This is a genomic window from Aliidiomarina taiwanensis, from assembly GCF_003987015.1.
GTDB lineage: Bacteria > Pseudomonadota > Gammaproteobacteria > Enterobacterales > Alteromonadaceae > Aliidiomarina > Aliidiomarina taiwanensis.
Genome location: NZ_PIPQ01000006.1, coordinates 13,975 through 30,687 on the forward strand (window position 1 = coordinate 13,975; position 16,713 = coordinate 30,687).

Annotated in this window: 20 protein-coding genes and 1 tRNA gene; 3 read left to right on the forward strand and 18 right to left on the reverse strand. The window is 46.4% G+C overall.

Features of this window, described 5'->3' with window-relative positions; all coding sequences use genetic code 11:
• Window positions 1-16 precede the first annotated feature (16 nt).
• The 7 genes from rplW to dusA all read right to left on the reverse strand — a co-directional run bounded on the left by rplW (window position 17) and on the right by dusA (window position 5,171).
• Window positions 17-319 (reverse strand): 50S ribosomal protein L23, encoded by a 303-nt coding sequence (rplW, locus tag CWE15_RS09190; RefSeq protein ID WP_126757798.1) that lies wholly within the window; start codon window positions 317-319, stop codon window positions 17-19.
• On the reverse strand, window positions 316-921 hold the full coding sequence (rplD, locus tag CWE15_RS09195) for a 50S ribosomal protein L4 (RefSeq protein WP_126757799.1): 606 nt from the start codon (window positions 919-921) through the stop codon (window positions 316-318). The genes rplW and rplD overlap by 4 nt, the downstream gene beginning before the upstream one ends.
• 18 nt (window positions 922-939) lie before the next feature.
• Window positions 940-1,578: a 50S ribosomal protein L3 gene (gene rplC / locus CWE15_RS09200; RefSeq protein WP_126757800.1), complete on the reverse strand. Its 639-nt coding sequence runs from the start codon at window positions 1,576-1,578 to the stop codon at window positions 940-942.
• A 34-nt stretch (window positions 1,579-1,612) separates the two neighbouring features.
• On the reverse strand, window positions 1,613-1,924 hold the full coding sequence (rpsJ, locus tag CWE15_RS09205; protein ID WP_126757801.1) for a 30S ribosomal protein S10: 312 nt from the start codon (window positions 1,922-1,924) through the stop codon (window positions 1,613-1,615).
• Window positions 1,925-2,150: 226 nt separating this feature from the next.
• Window positions 2,151-2,768 (reverse strand): DUF6445 family protein, encoded by a 618-nt coding sequence (locus CWE15_RS09210; protein WP_126757802.1) that lies wholly within the window; start codon window positions 2,766-2,768, stop codon window positions 2,151-2,153.
• 100 nt (window positions 2,769-2,868) lie between these two features.
• The gene (locus CWE15_RS09215; protein WP_126757803.1) at window positions 2,869-4,071 is read right to left on the reverse strand and encodes a dipeptidase; all 1,203 of its coding nucleotides are present in this window, start codon (window positions 4,069-4,071) and stop codon (window positions 2,869-2,871) included.
• A 41-nt stretch (window positions 4,072-4,112) separates the two neighbouring features.
• Window positions 4,113-5,171: a tRNA dihydrouridine(20/20a) synthase DusA gene (gene dusA / locus CWE15_RS09220; protein ID WP_126757898.1), complete on the reverse strand. Its 1,059-nt coding sequence runs from the start codon at window positions 5,169-5,171 to the stop codon at window positions 4,113-4,115.
• A 170-nt stretch (window positions 5,172-5,341) separates the two neighbouring features.
• Between dusA and zur the strand changes: the two genes are divergently transcribed.
• Together zur and CWE15_RS09230 are read left to right on the forward strand one after the other, a co-directional pair.
• Window positions 5,342-5,794, forward strand: coding sequence for a zinc uptake transcriptional repressor Zur (gene zur / locus CWE15_RS09225; RefSeq protein WP_126757804.1), 453 nt, complete (start codon window positions 5,342-5,344; stop codon window positions 5,792-5,794).
• Between the two features lie 28 nt (window positions 5,795-5,822).
• The gene (locus CWE15_RS09230; RefSeq protein WP_126757805.1) at window positions 5,823-6,290 is read left to right on the forward strand and encodes a chemotaxis protein CheX; all 468 of its coding nucleotides are present in this window, start codon (window positions 5,823-5,825) and stop codon (window positions 6,288-6,290) included.
• A 4-nt stretch (window positions 6,291-6,294) separates the two neighbouring features.
• Here the strand turns inward: CWE15_RS09230 and alr are convergent, their stop codons facing one another.
• From alr to CWE15_RS09275, 9 genes are all read right to left on the reverse strand, one after another.
• The gene (gene alr / locus CWE15_RS09235; protein ID WP_126757806.1) at window positions 6,295-7,398 is read right to left on the reverse strand and encodes an alanine racemase; all 1,104 of its coding nucleotides are present in this window, start codon (window positions 7,396-7,398) and stop codon (window positions 6,295-6,297) included.
• 2 nt (window positions 7,399-7,400) lie between these two features.
• Window positions 7,401-8,792 (reverse strand): replicative DNA helicase, encoded by a 1,392-nt coding sequence (gene dnaB, locus CWE15_RS09240; protein ID WP_126757807.1) that lies wholly within the window; start codon window positions 8,790-8,792, stop codon window positions 7,401-7,403.
• A gap of 105 nt (window positions 8,793-8,897) precedes the next feature.
• Entirely contained in the window at window positions 8,898-9,350 is a 453-nt protein-coding gene (rplI, locus tag CWE15_RS09245) for a 50S ribosomal protein L9 (protein ID WP_126757808.1), read from the reverse strand.
• Window positions 9,351-9,365: 15 nt separating this feature from the next.
• On the reverse strand, window positions 9,366-9,593 hold the full coding sequence (rpsR, locus tag CWE15_RS09250; RefSeq protein ID WP_126757809.1) for a 30S ribosomal protein S18: 228 nt from the start codon (window positions 9,591-9,593) through the stop codon (window positions 9,366-9,368).
• A gap of 12 nt (window positions 9,594-9,605) precedes the next feature.
• A complete protein-coding gene (gene priB, locus CWE15_RS09255) occupies window positions 9,606-9,926 on the reverse strand; it encodes a primosomal replication protein N (RefSeq protein WP_420807754.1) in 321 nt (106 codons plus the stop codon).
• A gap of 5 nt (window positions 9,927-9,931) precedes the next feature.
• Window positions 9,932-10,333, reverse strand: a complete 402-nt coding sequence (gene rpsF, locus CWE15_RS09260) for a 30S ribosomal protein S6 (protein ID WP_126757811.1) — start codon at window positions 10,331-10,333, stop codon at window positions 9,932-9,934.
• Between the two features lie 141 nt (window positions 10,334-10,474).
• Entirely contained in the window at window positions 10,475-11,218 is a 744-nt protein-coding gene (rlmB, locus tag CWE15_RS09265; protein WP_126757812.1) for a 23S rRNA (guanosine(2251)-2'-O)-methyltransferase RlmB, read from the reverse strand.
• Window positions 11,215-13,563 carry a ribonuclease R gene (gene rnr / locus CWE15_RS09270; RefSeq protein ID WP_126757813.1) on the reverse strand — a complete coding sequence of 783 codons (2,349 nt, stop codon included), beginning with the start codon at window positions 13,561-13,563 and terminating at the stop codon, window positions 11,215-11,217. The genes rlmB and rnr overlap by 4 nt, the downstream gene beginning before the upstream one ends.
• 178 nt (window positions 13,564-13,741) lie before the next feature.
• A tRNA-Leu gene (locus CWE15_RS09275) sits at window positions 13,742-13,828 on the reverse strand.
• Between the two features lie 116 nt (window positions 13,829-13,944).
• On the opposite strand from CWE15_RS09275, the gene CWE15_RS09280 reads away from it, so the two are divergent.
• Window positions 13,945-14,445, forward strand: coding sequence for an RDD family protein (locus CWE15_RS09280; protein WP_126757814.1), 501 nt, complete (start codon window positions 13,945-13,947; stop codon window positions 14,443-14,445).
• Here the strand turns inward: CWE15_RS09280 and lptG are convergent, their stop codons facing one another.
• The gene (lptG, locus tag CWE15_RS09285) at window positions 14,446-15,510 is read right to left on the reverse strand and encodes an LPS export ABC transporter permease LptG (RefSeq protein WP_198675010.1); all 1,065 of its coding nucleotides are present in this window, start codon (window positions 15,508-15,510) and stop codon (window positions 14,446-14,448) included.
• Complete coding sequence (gene lptF, locus CWE15_RS09290) at window positions 15,510-16,634, reverse strand: LPS export ABC transporter permease LptF (RefSeq protein WP_126757816.1); 1,125 nt, start codon at window positions 16,632-16,634, stop codon at window positions 15,510-15,512. Before lptF ends, lptG begins: the two co-directional genes overlap by 1 nt.
• Window positions 16,635-16,713 lie beyond the last annotated feature (79 nt).

Here is a 16,713-nt window from a genome sequence, read left to right on the forward strand (position 1 = left end):
TTCAATATCCTCCTGTTTACTCAGCGCCGCCAACGAAATCGATGTCCGCACCTTCACCCAGGGTTACGTAAGCTTTTTTCCAATCGCTACGCTTGCCTGAACGCATACCAAAACGCTTAGTTTTACCTTTTACGTTAAGAGTACGTACGCCTTTTACTTCGACTTCGAACAGTTTTTCTACAGCAGCTTTGATTTCTGCTTTCGTTGCATCTGTTGCTACCTTGAAAACAACTGTGTTGTCATTTTCCGCTGTCAGAGTTGCTTTCTCTGAAACGTGTGGTGCTAAGAGCACTTTTAATAAACGTTCTTCGCGAATCATGCCAATGCCTCCTCAAGCTGTTTCACTGCGTCGGCGGTGAACAGAACCTTTTCGAATGCGATAAGGCTGACAGGATCAATACCCTGAACATCACGAACGTCTACTTTATGTAGGTTGCGTGAAGCTAAGAACAAGTTCTCGTCAACTTCTTTGGTCACGATAAGAACGTCCTGAAGGTCTAGCTCTTTCAGTTTAGCCACTAGCTCTTTTGTCTTTGGCGCATCAACGGCAAAGTTTTCAACAACTAGTAAGCGTTCTTGACGAACTAACTCAGACAGGATGCTTTTTAGTGCACCGCGATACATTTTTTTGTTTACTTTCTGGCTGTGATCCTGTGGTTTGGCTGCAAAAGTTACACCACCTGAACGCCAGATTGGACTACGAATAGTTCCGGCACGTGCGCGACCAGTACCTTTTTGGCGCCATGGTTTTGCACCACCGCCAGATACTTCAGAACGCGTTTTTTGTGCACGGCTACCTTGACGTGCGCCTGACGCATAGGCTACTACAACCTGATGCACCAAAGCTTCATTGTACTCACGTCCAAAGGTAGCTTCGGAAACTTCAAGAGCGCCTTGAGCGTCTTTTAATGCTAATTCCATCACTAATCTCCTCAGACGTTACGCTTTAACCGCTGGTTTAACAATGATGTCGCCGCCAGAAGCTCCTGGGACAGCACCTTTAACCAGTAGTAAGTTACGCTCAGCGTCAACGCGAACAACTTCAAGGGATTGCACAGTTACGCGCACGTTACCCATTTGACCAGGCATTTTCTTCCCTTTGAAGACTTTACCTGGTGACTGGTTTTGACCCGTTGAACCAAGTGCACGGTGAGATACTGAGTTACCGTGTGTTTGATCTTGGCCAGCGAAGTTCCAACGCTTAATACCACCTTGAAAACCTTTACCTTTTGAGGTGCCGGTTACGTCTACTAATTTTGTTTCATTAAATAGTTCGACTGTCAGCTCAGAGCCTACTTCGATGTCACTACCTTCTTCCCCGTTTAGGCGGAATTCCCATAAACCGCGGCCAGCTTCAACACCTGCTTTCGCAAAGTGTCCAGCTGCTGGTTTTGTGACTCGATTCGCTTTTTTGCTGCCAGTGGTCACCTGAAGTGCACGGTAACCGTCTGTCTCCAGAGTTTTTATCTGGGTGACACGGTTTGATAGCACTTCGATCACAGTCACAGGAACTGATTCGCCATCTTCTTGAAAGATGCGAGTCATTCCTACTTTTCGACCGACTAGACCAATAGCCATGTTAAAACCTCTTATCCAGAATCCTATTGCTTACTTAACCAAGGCTGATTTGTACATCAACACCAGCAGCTAAGTCTAAACGCATCAGAGCGTCCACTGTTTTGTCAGTAGGCTCAATGATATCGATAAGGCGCTTGTGGGTACGAATTTCGTACTGGTCACGCGCGTCTTTATTCACGTGTGGTGAAGTCAACACAGTGAATTTTTCTTTACGAGTAGGTAATGGGATAGGTCCACGTACCTGGGCACCCGTGCGTTTCGCTGTTTCTACGATTTCCGCTGTCGACAAGTCGATTAAGCGGTGATCGAAGGCTTTCAGGCGAATCCGAATTCTTTGACTTGACATATCAAAGCCTCATCCAAAAGAGCATTTAAAAAAGAGCATAAAAAAACACACCACTTTACTCATATAGCTATGAGAAGTGGGAGCTTTTTCAAACCAACGTTCAACCCCAAATCGGGGTTGCTGTAACAGACCTAAACAACACTCGCCTCGGCCCGAAATTTACACCTTATAAAAGGCGTGGGCTGATTATACGGCTATCCGTTCTTGTGTCAAGCTTTTATCATGCTTAACGTGCTGCTTGTGCGGAAGCGAAGAACATTAAATATATAAGTCGTCCATTCTCTATTTTGTCGCCAAAGGAGTCGCCCGCCGTATGCCATAACCAAGGCCGTAATAACACCAACCGATTAAAGCGCATTGGAACTCGCATGGTCATTTCCCACTTACTGTCGTCCACCGAGTCTCTGTCTAGAATATCCGAGGTCCATTGCTTCGCAGAAAAAGCCCCGAAACGCTGCATAGCTTCCTGATCATTGTATGGAGCTCGTTCTGTGTCGGTTTCAATATGACGGAAAAACTCTGTACCGCCGCGACAGTCTTCGGGCTCGCTTAAATATAAAATACCAGACCAATGGGAAGCATCCACGTGAACTTTGGCGGAGCCTACATCACTTGCCAAAGAGATTCGGCACTTTCCATGAGCTTGATCTTTGTCCATGGGTACCAAAGGTTCACCAACTAGACGTGAAATCTCTTCTGTAAGCCCCTCTAAGTTTAGACGCTCTACAGAGTTCCTGCCAGGATAAGGCCCTTCCTGTTTGGGGTAGGTTAACTTCAACGCTGCTTCACGCAGTCCTTTTGCGTTACCAAAAAAGTCATCAACAATAATCATCGATGTGGGCATTATGACACCTATTTGTTTTTATTATGTTTGCTCGCTTAGCTGCACTTAACATCACAGCTAAGCGAAGTGCTACATTGTTTAGAGTGCACACTAGCGTGTATTAGTAAGAGTGGCTCTGTGCTGCATACGCTTCCGTTGCTTTCCACACGCGTAGGGTGTTTTTGTACAAAATCTTTTCAATATCTGACTCTGTATACCCGCGATCAAGCAAGCCCTGTATTAGGTTTGGAAACATACTCGCATCCTTTAGGCCTTCAGGTAACGAATCCCCTACCCCATCGAAGTCTGACCCTAAACCAACGTTGTCAACACTGGTCAGTTTCACTACATGGTCTATGTGGTCTAGTACATGATTCACATGGGCGAATGGGTACGGGTTTTCCTGTTTCATAACCTCTATAGCGGCTTCAGCGGCAGCAGTACCTTCACCTAAACGCTCGTTAATTTCAGCAGTTAACGTATTAATTTTATTTCTATATTGGTTTGCTTCTTGACTAATAAAAGAAGATCCAAAGGTTATTTGAATAACGCCGCCGTTCTCGGCTAAGGCAACTATCATTTCATCACTCATGTTACGTTGCCAACCAGGTGTAAAGTGACGCGCTGAAGAGTGCGTGGCAATCAGGGGTGTCTTCGACACTTTTAGTGCATCATAAAAAGCAGCGTCTGTGACATGTGATATATCAACCATCACACCCACGCGGTTCATTTCAGCAATGAGTGACTTACCAAAGGGGCTCAAGCCACCCCAGCTATTTTTGGTATCGTAAGACGAGTCAGATATATGGTTGTCTTCCGAGTGAGCAAGGGTGATATAGCGCACACCACGGTCATAAAAATGTTGAACGTTTTCTAGCTTGCCTTCAATGGGAGCACCATTCTCTATTCCCATAGGTAAAGAAATAAGCCCTTCTTTAAACTGCTCTTCAAGTTCTTGTGTCGAATGTGGGATGGCATACTTATCTGGGGCCCGATACACCATAGCTTCTACATAGTCGATTAAATGGTTTGCTAAGTTAAACGCCCCATTATTCTCATAGGAAACCGGGATATAAATGGCCATAAAAGGGGCCGTTAAGCCACCTTCTTTTGCCCGTTCATAATCAAAGTCGCCTTGCTTCGCTGCGCCTGTTAAGTCTTCCCAGTTATTTTTCAGGCGCCAAGGTGCGTCTATATGCGTGTCGATAATCATGTTGCTATGAGCTATTTCACGGGCTTTTTCACTTACGTGAAATTCATTGGCAACAAGTGGGGTTGTTAATAGAGTAGCGGCAATAAAGGCCGTAACATACTTCAACTTCATAGGGGCTCCAAACCAATCCAAAACATGAAGTTAACAACTTATCAAACTTTCACCTCGCCTTCGAGTCTTTCGCTAAAAGACGCAACATGTTCTGCTGTTCTTTGTGCCTGCTCCAGAAGTAACGCTTGGCCGTCTAATAATGGTTGAATTGAATTTGCTCGTGGGCCTTGTTCACTTAACAAGCGGCGCCATTGCCGGGCGCCAGGCAAACCTTGGTATAACCCCAGCATATGCCTCACAACATGCCAAAAACGCCCCCCTTTAGCCAAGTAGCCTTCAATATAGGGAATCATGCGCTCCACCACTTCAAAGCGCTCCTGCACTTTGGCTCTACCGCCAATAACACTATCTATTTCTTGGAGCATCCAGGGGTTTTGGTAGGCAGCTCGGCCTATCATTACACCATCCACATGAGCTAAGTGTCGCTTTGCTTCCTCCAGCGTTTGTACACCACCGTTTATATGGAGATCAAAATGAGGGTAGTCACGCTTAGCTTGGTATACCCGGTCATAATTTAGCTCTGGAATATCCCGGTTTTCTTTCGGACTCAGCCCTTGTAACCACGCTTTGCGCGCATGCAAGATAACACGAGGGCATGACACGTCCGTTAGGCGGTCAAGTAAAGCACATAAAAACTCATAGCTATCATGCTCATCAATACCTAAGCGCGTTTTCACCGTCACCGGCACATCTGGTACTGCATCTTGCATTGCTTTAATACAATCAGCAACGAGCTGCGGCTCTGCCATCAAGCAGGCTCCAAAACGGCCATTTTGAACTCGGTCTGAAGGGCAACCAACATTCAAGTTAATTTCATCGTAACCACGTTCTGCAGCTAAGCGGGCACAATGAGCTAAGTCTTTGATGTCACTACCGCCTAATTGCAGCGCTACTGGATGCTCTTCGCGGTTATACTCCAACAGGTCGTATTTTCCATAAATGATGGCCCCCGTCGTGACCATTTCTGTGTATAGCAGTACAGAGTCGGAAAGTTGGCGATGAAAGTAACGACAATGCCTGTCGGTCCAGTCCAGCATAGGGGCCACGGAAAAGGCATGTCGATGACTCGAAAAGGACGTAGGCTTGGTTGTTTGGGGCATAATAGACTGACTCACTGACACTGGGCTTCTCAACTTGTATTCTCAATTCCGCCGAATTATACAGCAATTTCAATGAAAACGCTGTGTCCCTTTTGGTTTCACTTCATGGCCTTTAAGATCAATGTTTTGTATGGGATTACGTAGAATAAATTGCGTGATATACTCAAACTATGACTACTTACAACATTGAACATTTACTCGCTGAGGCTAAGGCCGTTTGTGAACGTCGTGGGGTTCGTATGACCCCCACACGCAGTGAAGTTTTTCGTATTCTTTCTGGCCGCGAAGAAGCTATTGGTGCTTACGATTTATTAGAGCTGCTCAAGCCCACGGTGCCAAATGCCAAACCGCCTACTATTTATAGAGCGCTCGATTTCTTACAAGAGCAAGGGTTTGTGCATAAAATAACGTCAACCAATACGTACGTATTATGTACACACTTTGACCACCAACATACGGCCCACATGCTGATCTGTGTGGAGTGTCATGGTGTGCAGGAAGTACACTGTAAAGGTGTTGACAAGGCTATGCTTGAACAAGCTAAAAAACATAATTTCAAGCTACACCACCAAACAGTTGAGGCCCATGGTGTTTGCAGTTCCTGCAAGCAACATTCAGAATAGAAGAATCATAATAAATGGATAACAAACAATGAATGTTGAATTCGTAAACCCATTTTTGACGTCGCTACAAAATGTTTTGTCCATGATGGCGCAAATAGACTTAAAGCCTGGCAAAGCTGCATTAAAGAAAGACGACCGCGCTCGTGGCGACGTGTCTGGGCTCATTGGTATGATAGCACCACAAACCAAAGGCTCTTTCTCTATTTCTTTTGAAGAAAGCTTAGCCATTGAGATAATGCATAAAATGCTTGGCGAAAAACCGCCCCATATTAATAACGATATTATTGATATGGTTGGTGAAATAACCAACATGGTCACGGGTGGTGCAAAAAAGATTCTTGAGGAAAAAGGCTTCGACTTTAATATGGCTTCGCCTATTGTCGTATCCGGCATTAACCATACTATTAAACACAGAGCTGAAGGCCCTCGCATTGTTATGCCCTTTAGCCATGCTGCGGGTAAAGCCTACTTGGAAATTTGTTTCGACAAACTCTAGGCAGCTATTTGTCGCTGCCTTCGTAACATAGGTTGACGCGCCGAGCCACATTACAAAGCAGTTCATAAGGCACTGTACCCACGTGAGCTGCAATTTCTTCCACCGGTAAGTCTGCTCCCCAAAGCTGTGCTGTTTCACCTGGCTCCATCTTACTATCCGGACCCAAGTCAACCGTCACCATATCCATTGCCACGCGTGCTACCAGTGGGTAGCGCTTACCAGCAATCCATACAGGTGTACCTTCTGGCGCTAACCTCGGGTAGCCATCGCCATAACCAATAGAGACAATGCCTATACGAGTATCACGCTGGCTCGTCCAAGCAGACCCATAACCTACACTTTCACCTGCTTTTACATCCCGTGTTGAAATAACATCCGCACACAGTGTCATAACAGGCTTTAGTTTATGTATACGTGGACTCAGAGTTGGCGCGTGAGTGAGGAAGGGGCTAATTCCATACATTGCTAGTCCAGGCCTTACCCAGTCATGTTCTTGCCCCAGGCGCGCGAATAACGCACCCGAGTTGGCCATAGACGTTGCCGTGGGCTTTATTTCATCAACCAGCTGCTTAAACTGTTCTATCTGGTAAGTGTTTTGTGGGTGCTCAGGCTCGTCAGCACAGGCAAAGTGGCTCATTAAAATAGGGCTCGCCGCTACATTTGCGGAGTCTGTCAGCGCCTGGTACCAGGCTTGTGCTTTGCTCGGCTCTAACCCAAGGCGGTGCATGCCCGTATCAACTTTCAGCCATACATGCAGCGGGGCCGGCAAGTCTGTTGCGGCCAAAACCGCCTTCCCCTGCCATTCATGATGAATCACCGGCTGTATATTACTGGCCGCTAGCATGGGCAGTTGGTCGTCTGCAAAGAAGCCTTCTAGCAGCACGATGGGCCGACTAATACCAGCTGAGCGTAACTCAAACGCCTCTTCTAAGCGAGCCACACCAAGTGCATCAGCTTGCTCTAACTCTTGTGCAATACGTGTCAGTCCATGCCCATAGGCATTCGCTTTTAAAACAGCCAGTACTTTTCGGCCGGCAGCTTCCGCTTTTATTAATGCAACGTTATTGCTTAGTGCTTCCAGGTCAATAGCCGCCCAAGCTGCTCGCATACTTAAAACTCTCCTATTTCTGCATCAGCGTAGTTATCGAAACGCGAAAGCTGACCATGGAATTTCACTTTGATTCGGCCAATAGGGCCATTTCGTTGCTTACCAATTATAATTTCCGCTAACCCTTTGTCTTCCGAGTCCGGATGATATACCTCATCACGGTAAATAAACATAATCACGTCGGCGTCTTGCTCAATCGAGCCCGACTCACGTAAGTCGGAGTTAACTGGGCGTTTATCTGAGCGTTGCTCAAGGGAACGGTTAAGCTGTGAAAGGGCAACCACAGGACACTTTAACTCTTTCGCCAGAGCCTTTAATGAGCGCGAAATTTCTGCAATTTCAAGGGTTCTGTTTTCATGCATCCCTGGCACGGTCATCAACTGTAAGTAGTCCACCATAATCATACTAATGCCACCATTTTCTTTGTATACGCGGCGAGCACGAGAACGAACTTCTGTCGGAGTTAAGTTTGAGCCGTCATCAATATACAGTTTCCCTTTGTCTTTCAGCATGGTCATGGTTGAGCTTAACCGCGCCCAGTCGTCATCGTCTAGGTTACCTGTTCGTATATTGGTTTGGTCAACACGACTAAGGGACGCCAACATCCTCATCATGAGCTGCTCAGCAGGCATTTCTAGGCTAAATACGAGCACTGGGTAGTCCTCATTAAGCGCTGCCTGTTCAGCTAAGTTCATCGCAAAGGTGGTTTTACCCATGGACGGACGCCCTGCCACAATAATAAGGTCGGACTCTTGAAGACCTGTGGTCATTTTGTCCAGCAGATAGAAGCCAGTAGCTACCCCCGTCACGCCACTGTTGTCTTTTTGCTGACTCAAAAACTCAATGCGCTCTAGAGTTTTCGAAAGTATTTCACTCAGGTTTTCTGGGCCTTCATCTTTTTTGGCCCGTTTTTCAGCAATTGCAAAAACCTTGGTTTCAGCTTCATCGAGCAGCTGTAAGCTACTACGCCCTTGTGTGTCGTAGCCACTTTCTACAATTTCATTGGCAACCGCTATTACTTCACGTACTACAGCCCGTTCACGCACAATGTCGGCGTAAGCAAGTATGTTCGCAGCACTTGGCGTGTTTTTCTGGATTTCTAATAAATACGCAAACCCACCAACAGCTTCCAACTGATTTGTTAACTCAAGGTGCTCAGATAAAGTAATAATGTCAATCGGTTGGCCGTTCTCTAAGAGAGTCTGCATGGCTTCAAAAATTATGCCATGGGCGCGTAAATAAAAGTCTTCTTTTATGACGTGTTCAGAAACACTGTCCCAAGCTTGGTTGTTCAAAATCAAGCCACCGAGTACCGACTGCTCAGCTTCAACTGAGTGTGGTGCTGTTTTCAGTACCTCAACTTTATCATCTTGAAACTTTTTTCTTTCTGCCATGAACACAACATTCCTTAGGAAAAACCAGACAATCAATAATACACAGGCGCAAAAAAAAAAGCAGCACTCACGTGCTGCTTTTCATATCTCTAACAAAAGCGAGGCTTATGCGCTTGCTTCAACCACCAACTTAATGGTTGCTAAAACGTCAGCGTGCAATTGCAATTCAATGTCAAACTCGCCCACTTCACGGATAGTTCCGTGAGGCATTAGAATTTCACTTTTCTGAACTTCAACGCCAGCAGCAGATACTGCAGCAGCAATATCACGCGTACCAATTGAACCAAACAGCTTACCTTCCTCACCAGCTTTAGAGCTGATCACAACAGCTTCAAGTGCGTTTACTTTCTCTGCACGCTCTTCTGCTGCTTTTAGGTCTGCCGCTAGCTGAGCTTCTAGCTCGGCGCGACGCTGTTCAAACATTTCAACGTTTGCTTTTGTTGCTGGAACTGCCTTACCTGTAGGGAAAAGGAAGTTACGAGCATAACCAGACTTCACTACTACTTTGTCGCCTAGGCCACCAAGATTCGTTACTTTGTCTAATAAAATAATGTTCATTTATTGCTACTCCTATTACTTATGGCCATCGGTGTACGGTAGCAAGCTCAGGTAACGAGCACGCTTAATAGCGCGAGCTAGTTGACGCTGATACTTAGCTGACGTACCGGTGATCCGGCTAGGAACAATTTTACCGCTTTCGGTAACATAGTTCTTAAGCGTAGCAATGTCTTTGTAATCAATTTCTTTAACGCCTTCTACCTTAAAGCGGCAGAACTTACGACGACGGAAAAAACGAGCCATGATGTTCTCCTGTTAAACCTGTTCTATTCTCTGTGCGTGCAGGACTAATTTACCCATTCCGTTATGATCTTCATGACGTTGAATAAAACCAGTGACCTTTATTGCACTATCCACAGTTAAAATTTTTGACCACGCTTGGGTCCATTCTCCGCTTGCAACCATCTGAATTCGTGCATAGCACTGTCGGTTTAACCCGGCTTCAGTTTGCATTGAACGATGTTCAATCGTTGCATGCAAATGCGGTACACCTGCGGGACTCTTACTAACACGGGGTGGCTTTATAAGCCTTCCTGCGAGAGTAAACTGATTGACTCCCAATGCGCTTTCATTCACTAAAATTACTCTTCAGAAGTAGTTTCAGCTTCAGTTTTTTCGGTCTCAGTTTCAGCTTTCGCGTCGCGACGAGCTTCACGATGATCTTCTTTTGGCTTAGCAAAAGGTGAAGGCTCATCTACAGCTTCGTCCTTACGCATAATCAGGTTACGAAGAACCGCGTCGTTGTAGCGGAAGTTAGTTTCTAACTCTTCAATTACGTCTGCTGGAGCTTCAACGTTCATTAGAACATAGTGTGCTTTGTGCAGTTTGTTAATTGGGTAAGCTAGTTGGCGGCGGCCCCAGTCTTCTAGACGGTGAATTGAACCACCACCTTGTTTAATGGCGTCGCTGTAACGCTCTACCATTCCTGGAACTTGCTCGCTCTGGTCTGGGTGGACCATGAATACGATTTCATAATGACGCATTTATTGCTCCTTATGGATTAAAGCCTGAGTTCAGCTCAGCCCGGCTGACATGAAGGCAAGGAACTTGACAAATAATTGGGCTGATTCAAGCGAGCGAATTTTACGCAATACGCTACGCAATTACAAGACATTTCACTGCACCTACGCAGTGCGTTGTCTCACCACCTCAAATAAACATACTCCAGCGGCTACCGAAACGTTTAAGCTACTGACCGAGCCTGCTAGAGGAATTGAAATAAGTTCATCGCAGGTTTCCCGCGTCAAGCGTCGCATGCCTGTATCTTCTGCACCCATGACTAAGGCCGTAGGGCCTGTCAACTTCGTTTCGTATAAGGTGCTTGTGGCTTCCCCTGCTGTACCTACAAGCCAAATTCCTTGCTCTTGCAAGTCGCGAAGGGTACGCGCTAAATTTGTAACCACGACAAAGGGCACAACTTCAGCAGCACCACTCGCTACTTTCCTTACCACGCTGGTTAACTTCGACGACTTGTCTTTTGGTACCACCACGGCAGTCACACCCGCAGCGTCCGCAGTACGCAAGCAAGCACCTAAATTGTGTGGGTCTGTTACTTGGTCAAGTACCAATAGCAAAGGTGTTGTTTTTGCGTTATCGATTAAGCTTTTTAAGTCATGCTCATTTAGCTGCGGCTGCGCCATTACAACCGCCATAACCCCTTGATGGTTTCCTTCACCACAGCGTTTGTCGAGTACTTTCCGTTGACACTGTTGCGCTTTTACCCCGGCTTTCTTGGCCAGTTTTAAAATTGTGCTGACCTCTTTTTCATTCTTGGTTTGTTGTACAAATAACTCAACCACTCGCTCAGGGGCATGGGCTAGAATCGACTGTACCGAATGAATGCCAAATACTTCTTCTTTTTTGCTCATCGTTTTTTCGCTTTCCTACGTTTGCCTTGCGATTTGCGTTTACCCGCACCTGCTTTGGATGCGCCCTTGCTATTTTTCTTACGGCGACCCGCTTTGCTGCTATTTTTAGCATGGCGACCTGCGCCTTTATTGCCTTTTGGTATTTTAATTCGCTCTGGAAAAGTTGCCCCGCTCGACTCAATGGAAAGTAGCTCAAAGTCTATTTTGCTTTCATCCAGGTCCACTCCCATGACACGCACAACCACTTTATCGCCAATCCGGTAGACCTGCCGTGACTGCTCACCTATAAGCATGTGGCGAGCCGCATCAAAGTGGTAATATTCACTGGGTAAGTTCGAAATATGTGCCAGACCGTCAATCATCATTTCATCGAGCCGGATAAACATACCAAAGTTTGTTACCGACACAATGATCCCAGGAAACTCACTGCCCACGTGGTCTTGCATAAATTCACTTTTCAGCCAGTCATCCACCTGCCGAGTCGCATCATCAGCACGTCGCTCAGTCGAAGAACAATGAGGCCCAAAATACGCAAGTTGTTGCTCGGTATAAGGTTTACCACCCTCTAAGCCTCCATATTTAGGCTTTTGCTTTTGTAGCACGCTTTTTATCACTCGATGCAAAATCAAGTCTGGGTAGCGACGAATAGGCGAAGTAAAATGCGCATAGGCTTCCAGCGCCAGCCCAAAGTGACCTTCGTTTTCGGCGCTATAAACAGCTTGCTGTAACGAGCGCAGCAGCATCATTTGGATCAATTCTTTGTCAGGCCGGTCGGCAATATGCTCAAGCACTTCACGAAAGTCCGCAGGGGTGGGCTCATCCGTAGCAGCCATAACAATGCCCAGCTCTCCAAGCAATAAACGGAAGCTTTCAAGACGGTCTTCGTCTGGCTGCTCGTGTACCCGAAAGAGCGCCAGCGCGTCATGCTTTTCAATAAACCGAGCTGCAGCAACGTTGGCCACAATCATGCACTCTTCTATCAACATGTGTGCTTCATTGCGATGAACCGGTTCAATACGTTCAATTTTTCGTTGCGCATTAAATATAAAGCGTGTCTCTAGGGTTTCAAAGTCAATCGCACCACGCTGATCTCGAGCCTTCCGTAAGGCACCATAAAGCGCATGTAAGTTCTCTATATGCGGGACAATCCCCCCGTATTGGGTGCGTAATTCTTTGTCCCCTTCTAGAATGGCAGCTACCTTGGTATAGGTCATACGCGCATGAGACCGCATAACAGCAGGGTAGAATTTATAACTGGTTAGCTTGCCTCGAGTGCTTATCACTAACTCGGCCACCATGCATAACCGGTCTTCATTCGGGTTCAATGAACATAAACCGTTTGACAGCTTTTCCGGTAGCATAGGAATTACATTATTCGGGAAATACACCGAGTTCCCGCGCTCTGTGGCTTCTGTATCTAGCTGGGTGCCAACACGCACATAGTGGCTTACATCAGCTATCGCCACCCAAAGACGAAAGCCCTTGTTATCACGTTCACAATAAACCGCGTCATCAAAGTCGCGGGCGTCTTCACCGTCAATGGTTATAAGAGGTAATTGGCGCAAATCAACGCGATCTTGCTTGTCCTGCTCTGTTACTTGCTCAGGAATGGCTTCTAATTCACGTAACACTTCCGCTGACCATTCATGGGGTAAGCCATGTTCGCGAATGGCCACTTCTATTTCCATTCCTGGCGCCATATGCTCGCCCAGCACTTCAACCACTTTCCCCATTGGGTTACTGCGGCGGGTAGGACGCTTGAGTATTTCTGCCACGACCATCTGCCCATGCCGAGCGCCATTGCTATTTTCGGCCGGAATAATGAGGTCTTGGCTCACACGTGAGTCATCAGGCACCACAAGTGCAACACCTTGGTCCACAAAATAACGTCCAACAACTTCCGTTTTCCCTTGTTCAATAATGCGCACAATACGTGCTTCCACTCGTCCTTTATGATCGGCAGAACCCGCTTTCACTAATACAGTGTCGCCGTGCATGGTCAATTGCATTTGGTGGTAAGGCAAATATAAGTCTTTGCCCCCTTCGTCGAGTTTGACGAAGCCAAAACCATCGCGGTGGCCTATAACCTTGCCGCGCTTTAAGTCCATTCGCTCAGGCAAACCATAGGAGTTGGAGCGGGTATACACCAGCTGACCGTCACGCTCCATCGCACGTAGTCTGCGCTTGAGGCCCACGTGTTGACGTTCATCTGTAAGTTTAAATTGTTCAATCAAGCTAGCGTAGGAAGTCGGCTTAATATCGGCGTGTACCGCTTTTAGTAGCTCTTCACGCGAAGGGATCTCCACATCATATTGTGGAGTAGGTTTTTCATTCGTATCTTTCATAATCAGGCCACTCAAAATGTGCCAATATTCTCTTCTTTTATATTCATGAGGTTACTATAACAGTAGACACGCAAGCTGGCTAAAATAAGGTCAAAGTATTTTAGGTACCTTTCATACGGTCGCTTTCAGGAAAATGAACAAATTGAACAAGTAAGAGAAGAACGAGATGAAGAGTGTTTGGTGCCTAGGGCCGGACTCGAACCGGCACGTTGTCGCCAACGGTGGATTTTGAATCCACTGCGTCTACCAATTTCGCCACCCAGGCATTGAGAAGCGTGTCAAACAAAGACGAGCGAATTATACGGAAGAACTGGCCTTTATCAAGCAAACAAGCGAGAATTTAGTATGTTTTTTTTAATGCCCACAAAAGAGTACTAATTTATGAGCAATGCTTCCTTCCCACGTGTCGGTCTGTTTTTACGTTTAGCCGCTATTATTTATGACCTGCTGGTGGTAGCTGGTGTCATGATGTTTGCAGCCGCATTGGCTTTGGGAGTAAGCGCTTTGCTCCACGCTATTGGCTGGTGGCCTTTAGCGGCAGAGCAAGACCATGCCTCTCGGCTGATGGTGAGTTGGGTATACCGTGCCTACTTAGTCATGGTACTGGTCGGCTTTTATAGCTTGTTTTGGAGTAAGGGTGGTCAAACCCTCGGTATGAAAGCTTGGCGTTTGCGGGTGCAAAACACCGACAACCAAGCTATTAGCTTCCGCCAAGCAGTACTGCGCTTTTTCTTTTCATTCGCTGGCCTTGGCAACTTTTGGGTCTTGTTCAATAAAGAAAAGCTCGCCTTACAAGACATACTAGCCAAATGTGAGGTGGTCCGATTAAGCCAAGAAGCAAACCAGTTTAAAAATTGGCGTCAGCCTGCTGTTAAAAAATAACTAAGCTTTTTCCCGCTGCAATATGTAAATAGCGATTGCAGCAAAGATAACGCCTGGCAGTGCTGCCCCAAGCAAAGGCGGCACTGCATACACCTGAGAAATAGGGCCAAACACTTCACTTGAAAGGTGAAAGGCAAATCCCGTAATAACACCTAAAAGCACGCGTGCTCCCATGGTAACGGAACGCAAGGGACCAAATATAAACGACAAAGCAACCAATAACATCACGGCGACTGTGAAAGGCCCTAGCACTTTACGCCAAAAGGCAAGCTCGTAGCGGCTGGCATTCTGTTGGTTACTCTGCAAGTAATTCACATAGCTATTTAAACCAGAAATAGACAAGGACTCTGGGCGTACTATGACAATACCCAGCTTCTCTGGGTTTAAGCCTGTTTCCCATTGCCAGGTCGAATAGTGCTCATTATGAATCGCTTCTTCCCCCATAGTGCTCGACCGCACATCTGCTAGTACCCACGAATTGTTGGCATACACGGCTTGCTCACCATGCAGTACACGCTCTAGTTTCCGTTCGTTAAACTCATAAATAGACACATCGTTTAAAACCCCTGTACTTTCTAATTCTCCAATATGGATAAAGCTATCACCGTCTTTAGCCCAAATACCGTCAGGAGAACTTAACAAAGACCCACCCGATACTGCATGAGCTCGCATTTGGCGTGCCTTACTTTCTAATTGGGGGGCTACCCACTCCCCAAGAATAAGGACAAAGGCGGCCATCACAAGGCTGGCTTTCATGACAGAGCCCATCAGGTTTAGTTTCGAGCGCCCCGCTGCCATCATGACCACAAGCTCGCTGTTACTCGCTAACATCCCCATACCAATCAGGCCACCAAGCAAGGCAGCCATAGGAAAGAAGACTTCAACGTCTCTTGGCACACTCATAAGGACAAACGCAATAACATCTAGTAAGGAGTAGGTTCCTCGACCTATACTGCGTATTTGTTCGACAAACCGAATGAGCCCAGACAGCCCTGTCAGCACAGACAAACTAACCAGCGATGTACCTATTACAACTTTGCCAATATAGCGATCTATAATACTTATCACGTTTTATTCCTTACTAATCGACGTACTTTCTGGCCTATGGTTCTATCTTTGAGTAATAAAGACACGCCTATAAGGAAAAGGCTTAAATGAATCCACCAAAGCCCCGCAATTTCAGGAATTCGTTCTGCTGCTAAAGCGCGTTTAGCCGCCATAAGCAACATAAAGTACCCCAAGTAAATGAGTATTGCCGGTGCCATACGGCCGAATTTCCCCTGTCGAGGGTTCACACGGCTTAAAGGAACCGCAATAAGTGCGAGCAGCGGCATAGCCAGGGGAATAGCAATACGCCACTGCAACTCAGCACGTGCCTCAGCAGAGTCTGTTTGTAAAAGTTCAAAGGTTGAAATGGCTTCTTGTCGCTTCAGCGTTTCGTCTGGGGCTTGCTCCCGAATTTGCATTTGGTACGTATCAAAGCTCATCACTTGCTGGTCTAAGGCTGTTAAGTGCTGCGTATATCTGCGGCCATCTTGTAAGGAAAGCAGCTGAGCACCCGACTCCAAGCTTACTATATTGCCTTTACGCGCCATCACCACACTAGCACGCTCTTCATCACCCATAACCGCTTGTGGTGAAAGCTGTTTAGACGGCATTTGTGCGACAAAAATATTTTCTAGTTCTTGCCCGTCTGTTTGGTTTTCCACAAACACCACAGCTCGCTGACTGGCTACCTGCTGAAAGCGCCCTGTTTGGATAACACTAACACCTGTTTCACTGCGTGCTTTTTCCGCTATTTGGTGCTCTTGAGAAAGTGCCGCAGGGCCCCACCACAAAGTAAGAAGTGCCGTAAGTACTGACACCGCAAGCGCAAACACTAAAGTGGTGCGAGTGATATACCATTCACTCACCCCACAGGCGTGTAAGACCGACATTTCGTTGTCACTATAAAGTCGACCATGGGCCAGCAAAATCCCTAGGAATAAACTGATCGGCAGAATCAGTGACGCCAAACCTGGCAGCTGCAGACCTATCACCAAAAACACCAAATCTGTTGGTATTTTGCCGTCCGAAGCTTCAGCTAACACTTGAATAAACTGCTGGCTCAAAAAGATAGTCATGAGCACTACAAAAACAGCTAGCTGGGCTTTAAACGTTTCTCGAATAACGTAACGAAATATGAGCACCCGAATGCAACCCTTAAGTTAGGTTTTTACTGAAAAACCTGTGACTTTTAAGTAAACTCTACTTTTTTATATCTTTCAT

Coding starts and splice junctions, on each gene's coding strand:
- alr (WP_126757806.1), bottom strand. CDS start 7,398: ATGCGAGCAGCTTGGGCGGCTATTGACCTGGAAGCACTAAGCAATAAC.
- rpsR (WP_126757809.1), bottom strand. CDS start 9,593: ATGGCTCGTTTTTTCCGTCGTCGTAAGTTCTGCCGCTTTAAGGTAGAA.
- rplI (WP_126757808.1), bottom strand. CDS start 9,350: ATGAACATTATTTTATTAGACAAAGTAACGAATCTTGGTGGCCTAGGC.
- rplC (WP_126757800.1), bottom strand. CDS start 1,578: ATGGCTATTGGTCTAGTCGGTCGAAAAGTAGGAATGACTCGCATCTTT.
- zur (WP_126757804.1), top strand. CDS start 5,342: ATGACTACTTACAACATTGAACATTTACTCGCTGAGGCTAAGGCCGTT.
- CWE15_RS09280 (WP_126757814.1), top strand. CDS start 13,945: ATGAGCAATGCTTCCTTCCCACGTGTCGGTCTGTTTTTACGTTTAGCC.
- rplW (WP_126757798.1), bottom strand. CDS start 319: ATGATTCGCGAAGAACGTTTATTAAAAGTGCTCTTAGCACCACACGTT.
- rpsF (WP_126757811.1), bottom strand. CDS start 10,333: ATGCGTCATTATGAAATCGTATTCATGGTCCACCCAGACCAGAGCGAG.
- rplD (WP_126757799.1), bottom strand. CDS start 921: ATGGAATTAGCATTAAAAGACGCTCAAGGCGCTCTTGAAGTTTCCGAA.
- CWE15_RS09215 (WP_126757803.1), bottom strand. CDS start 4,071: ATGAAGTTGAAGTATGTTACGGCCTTTATTGCCGCTACTCTATTAACA.
- rnr (WP_126757813.1), bottom strand. CDS start 13,563: ATGAAAGATACGAATGAAAAACCTACTCCACAATATGATGTGGAGATC.
- dnaB (WP_126757807.1), bottom strand. CDS start 8,792: ATGGCAGAAAGAAAAAAGTTTCAAGATGATAAAGTTGAGGTACTGAAA.
- rlmB (WP_126757812.1), bottom strand. CDS start 11,218: ATGAGCAAAAAAGAAGAAGTATTTGGCATTCATTCGGTACAGTCGATT.
- CWE15_RS09230 (WP_126757805.1), top strand. CDS start 5,823: ATGAATGTTGAATTCGTAAACCCATTTTTGACGTCGCTACAAAATGTT.
- dusA (WP_126757898.1), bottom strand. CDS start 5,171: ATGCCCCAAACAACCAAGCCTACGTCCTTTTCGAGTCATCGACATGCC.
- rpsJ (WP_126757801.1), bottom strand. CDS start 1,924: ATGTCAAGTCAAAGAATTCGGATTCGCCTGAAAGCCTTCGATCACCGC.
- CWE15_RS09210 (WP_126757802.1), bottom strand. CDS start 2,768: ATGCCCACATCGATGATTATTGTTGATGACTTTTTTGGTAACGCAAAA.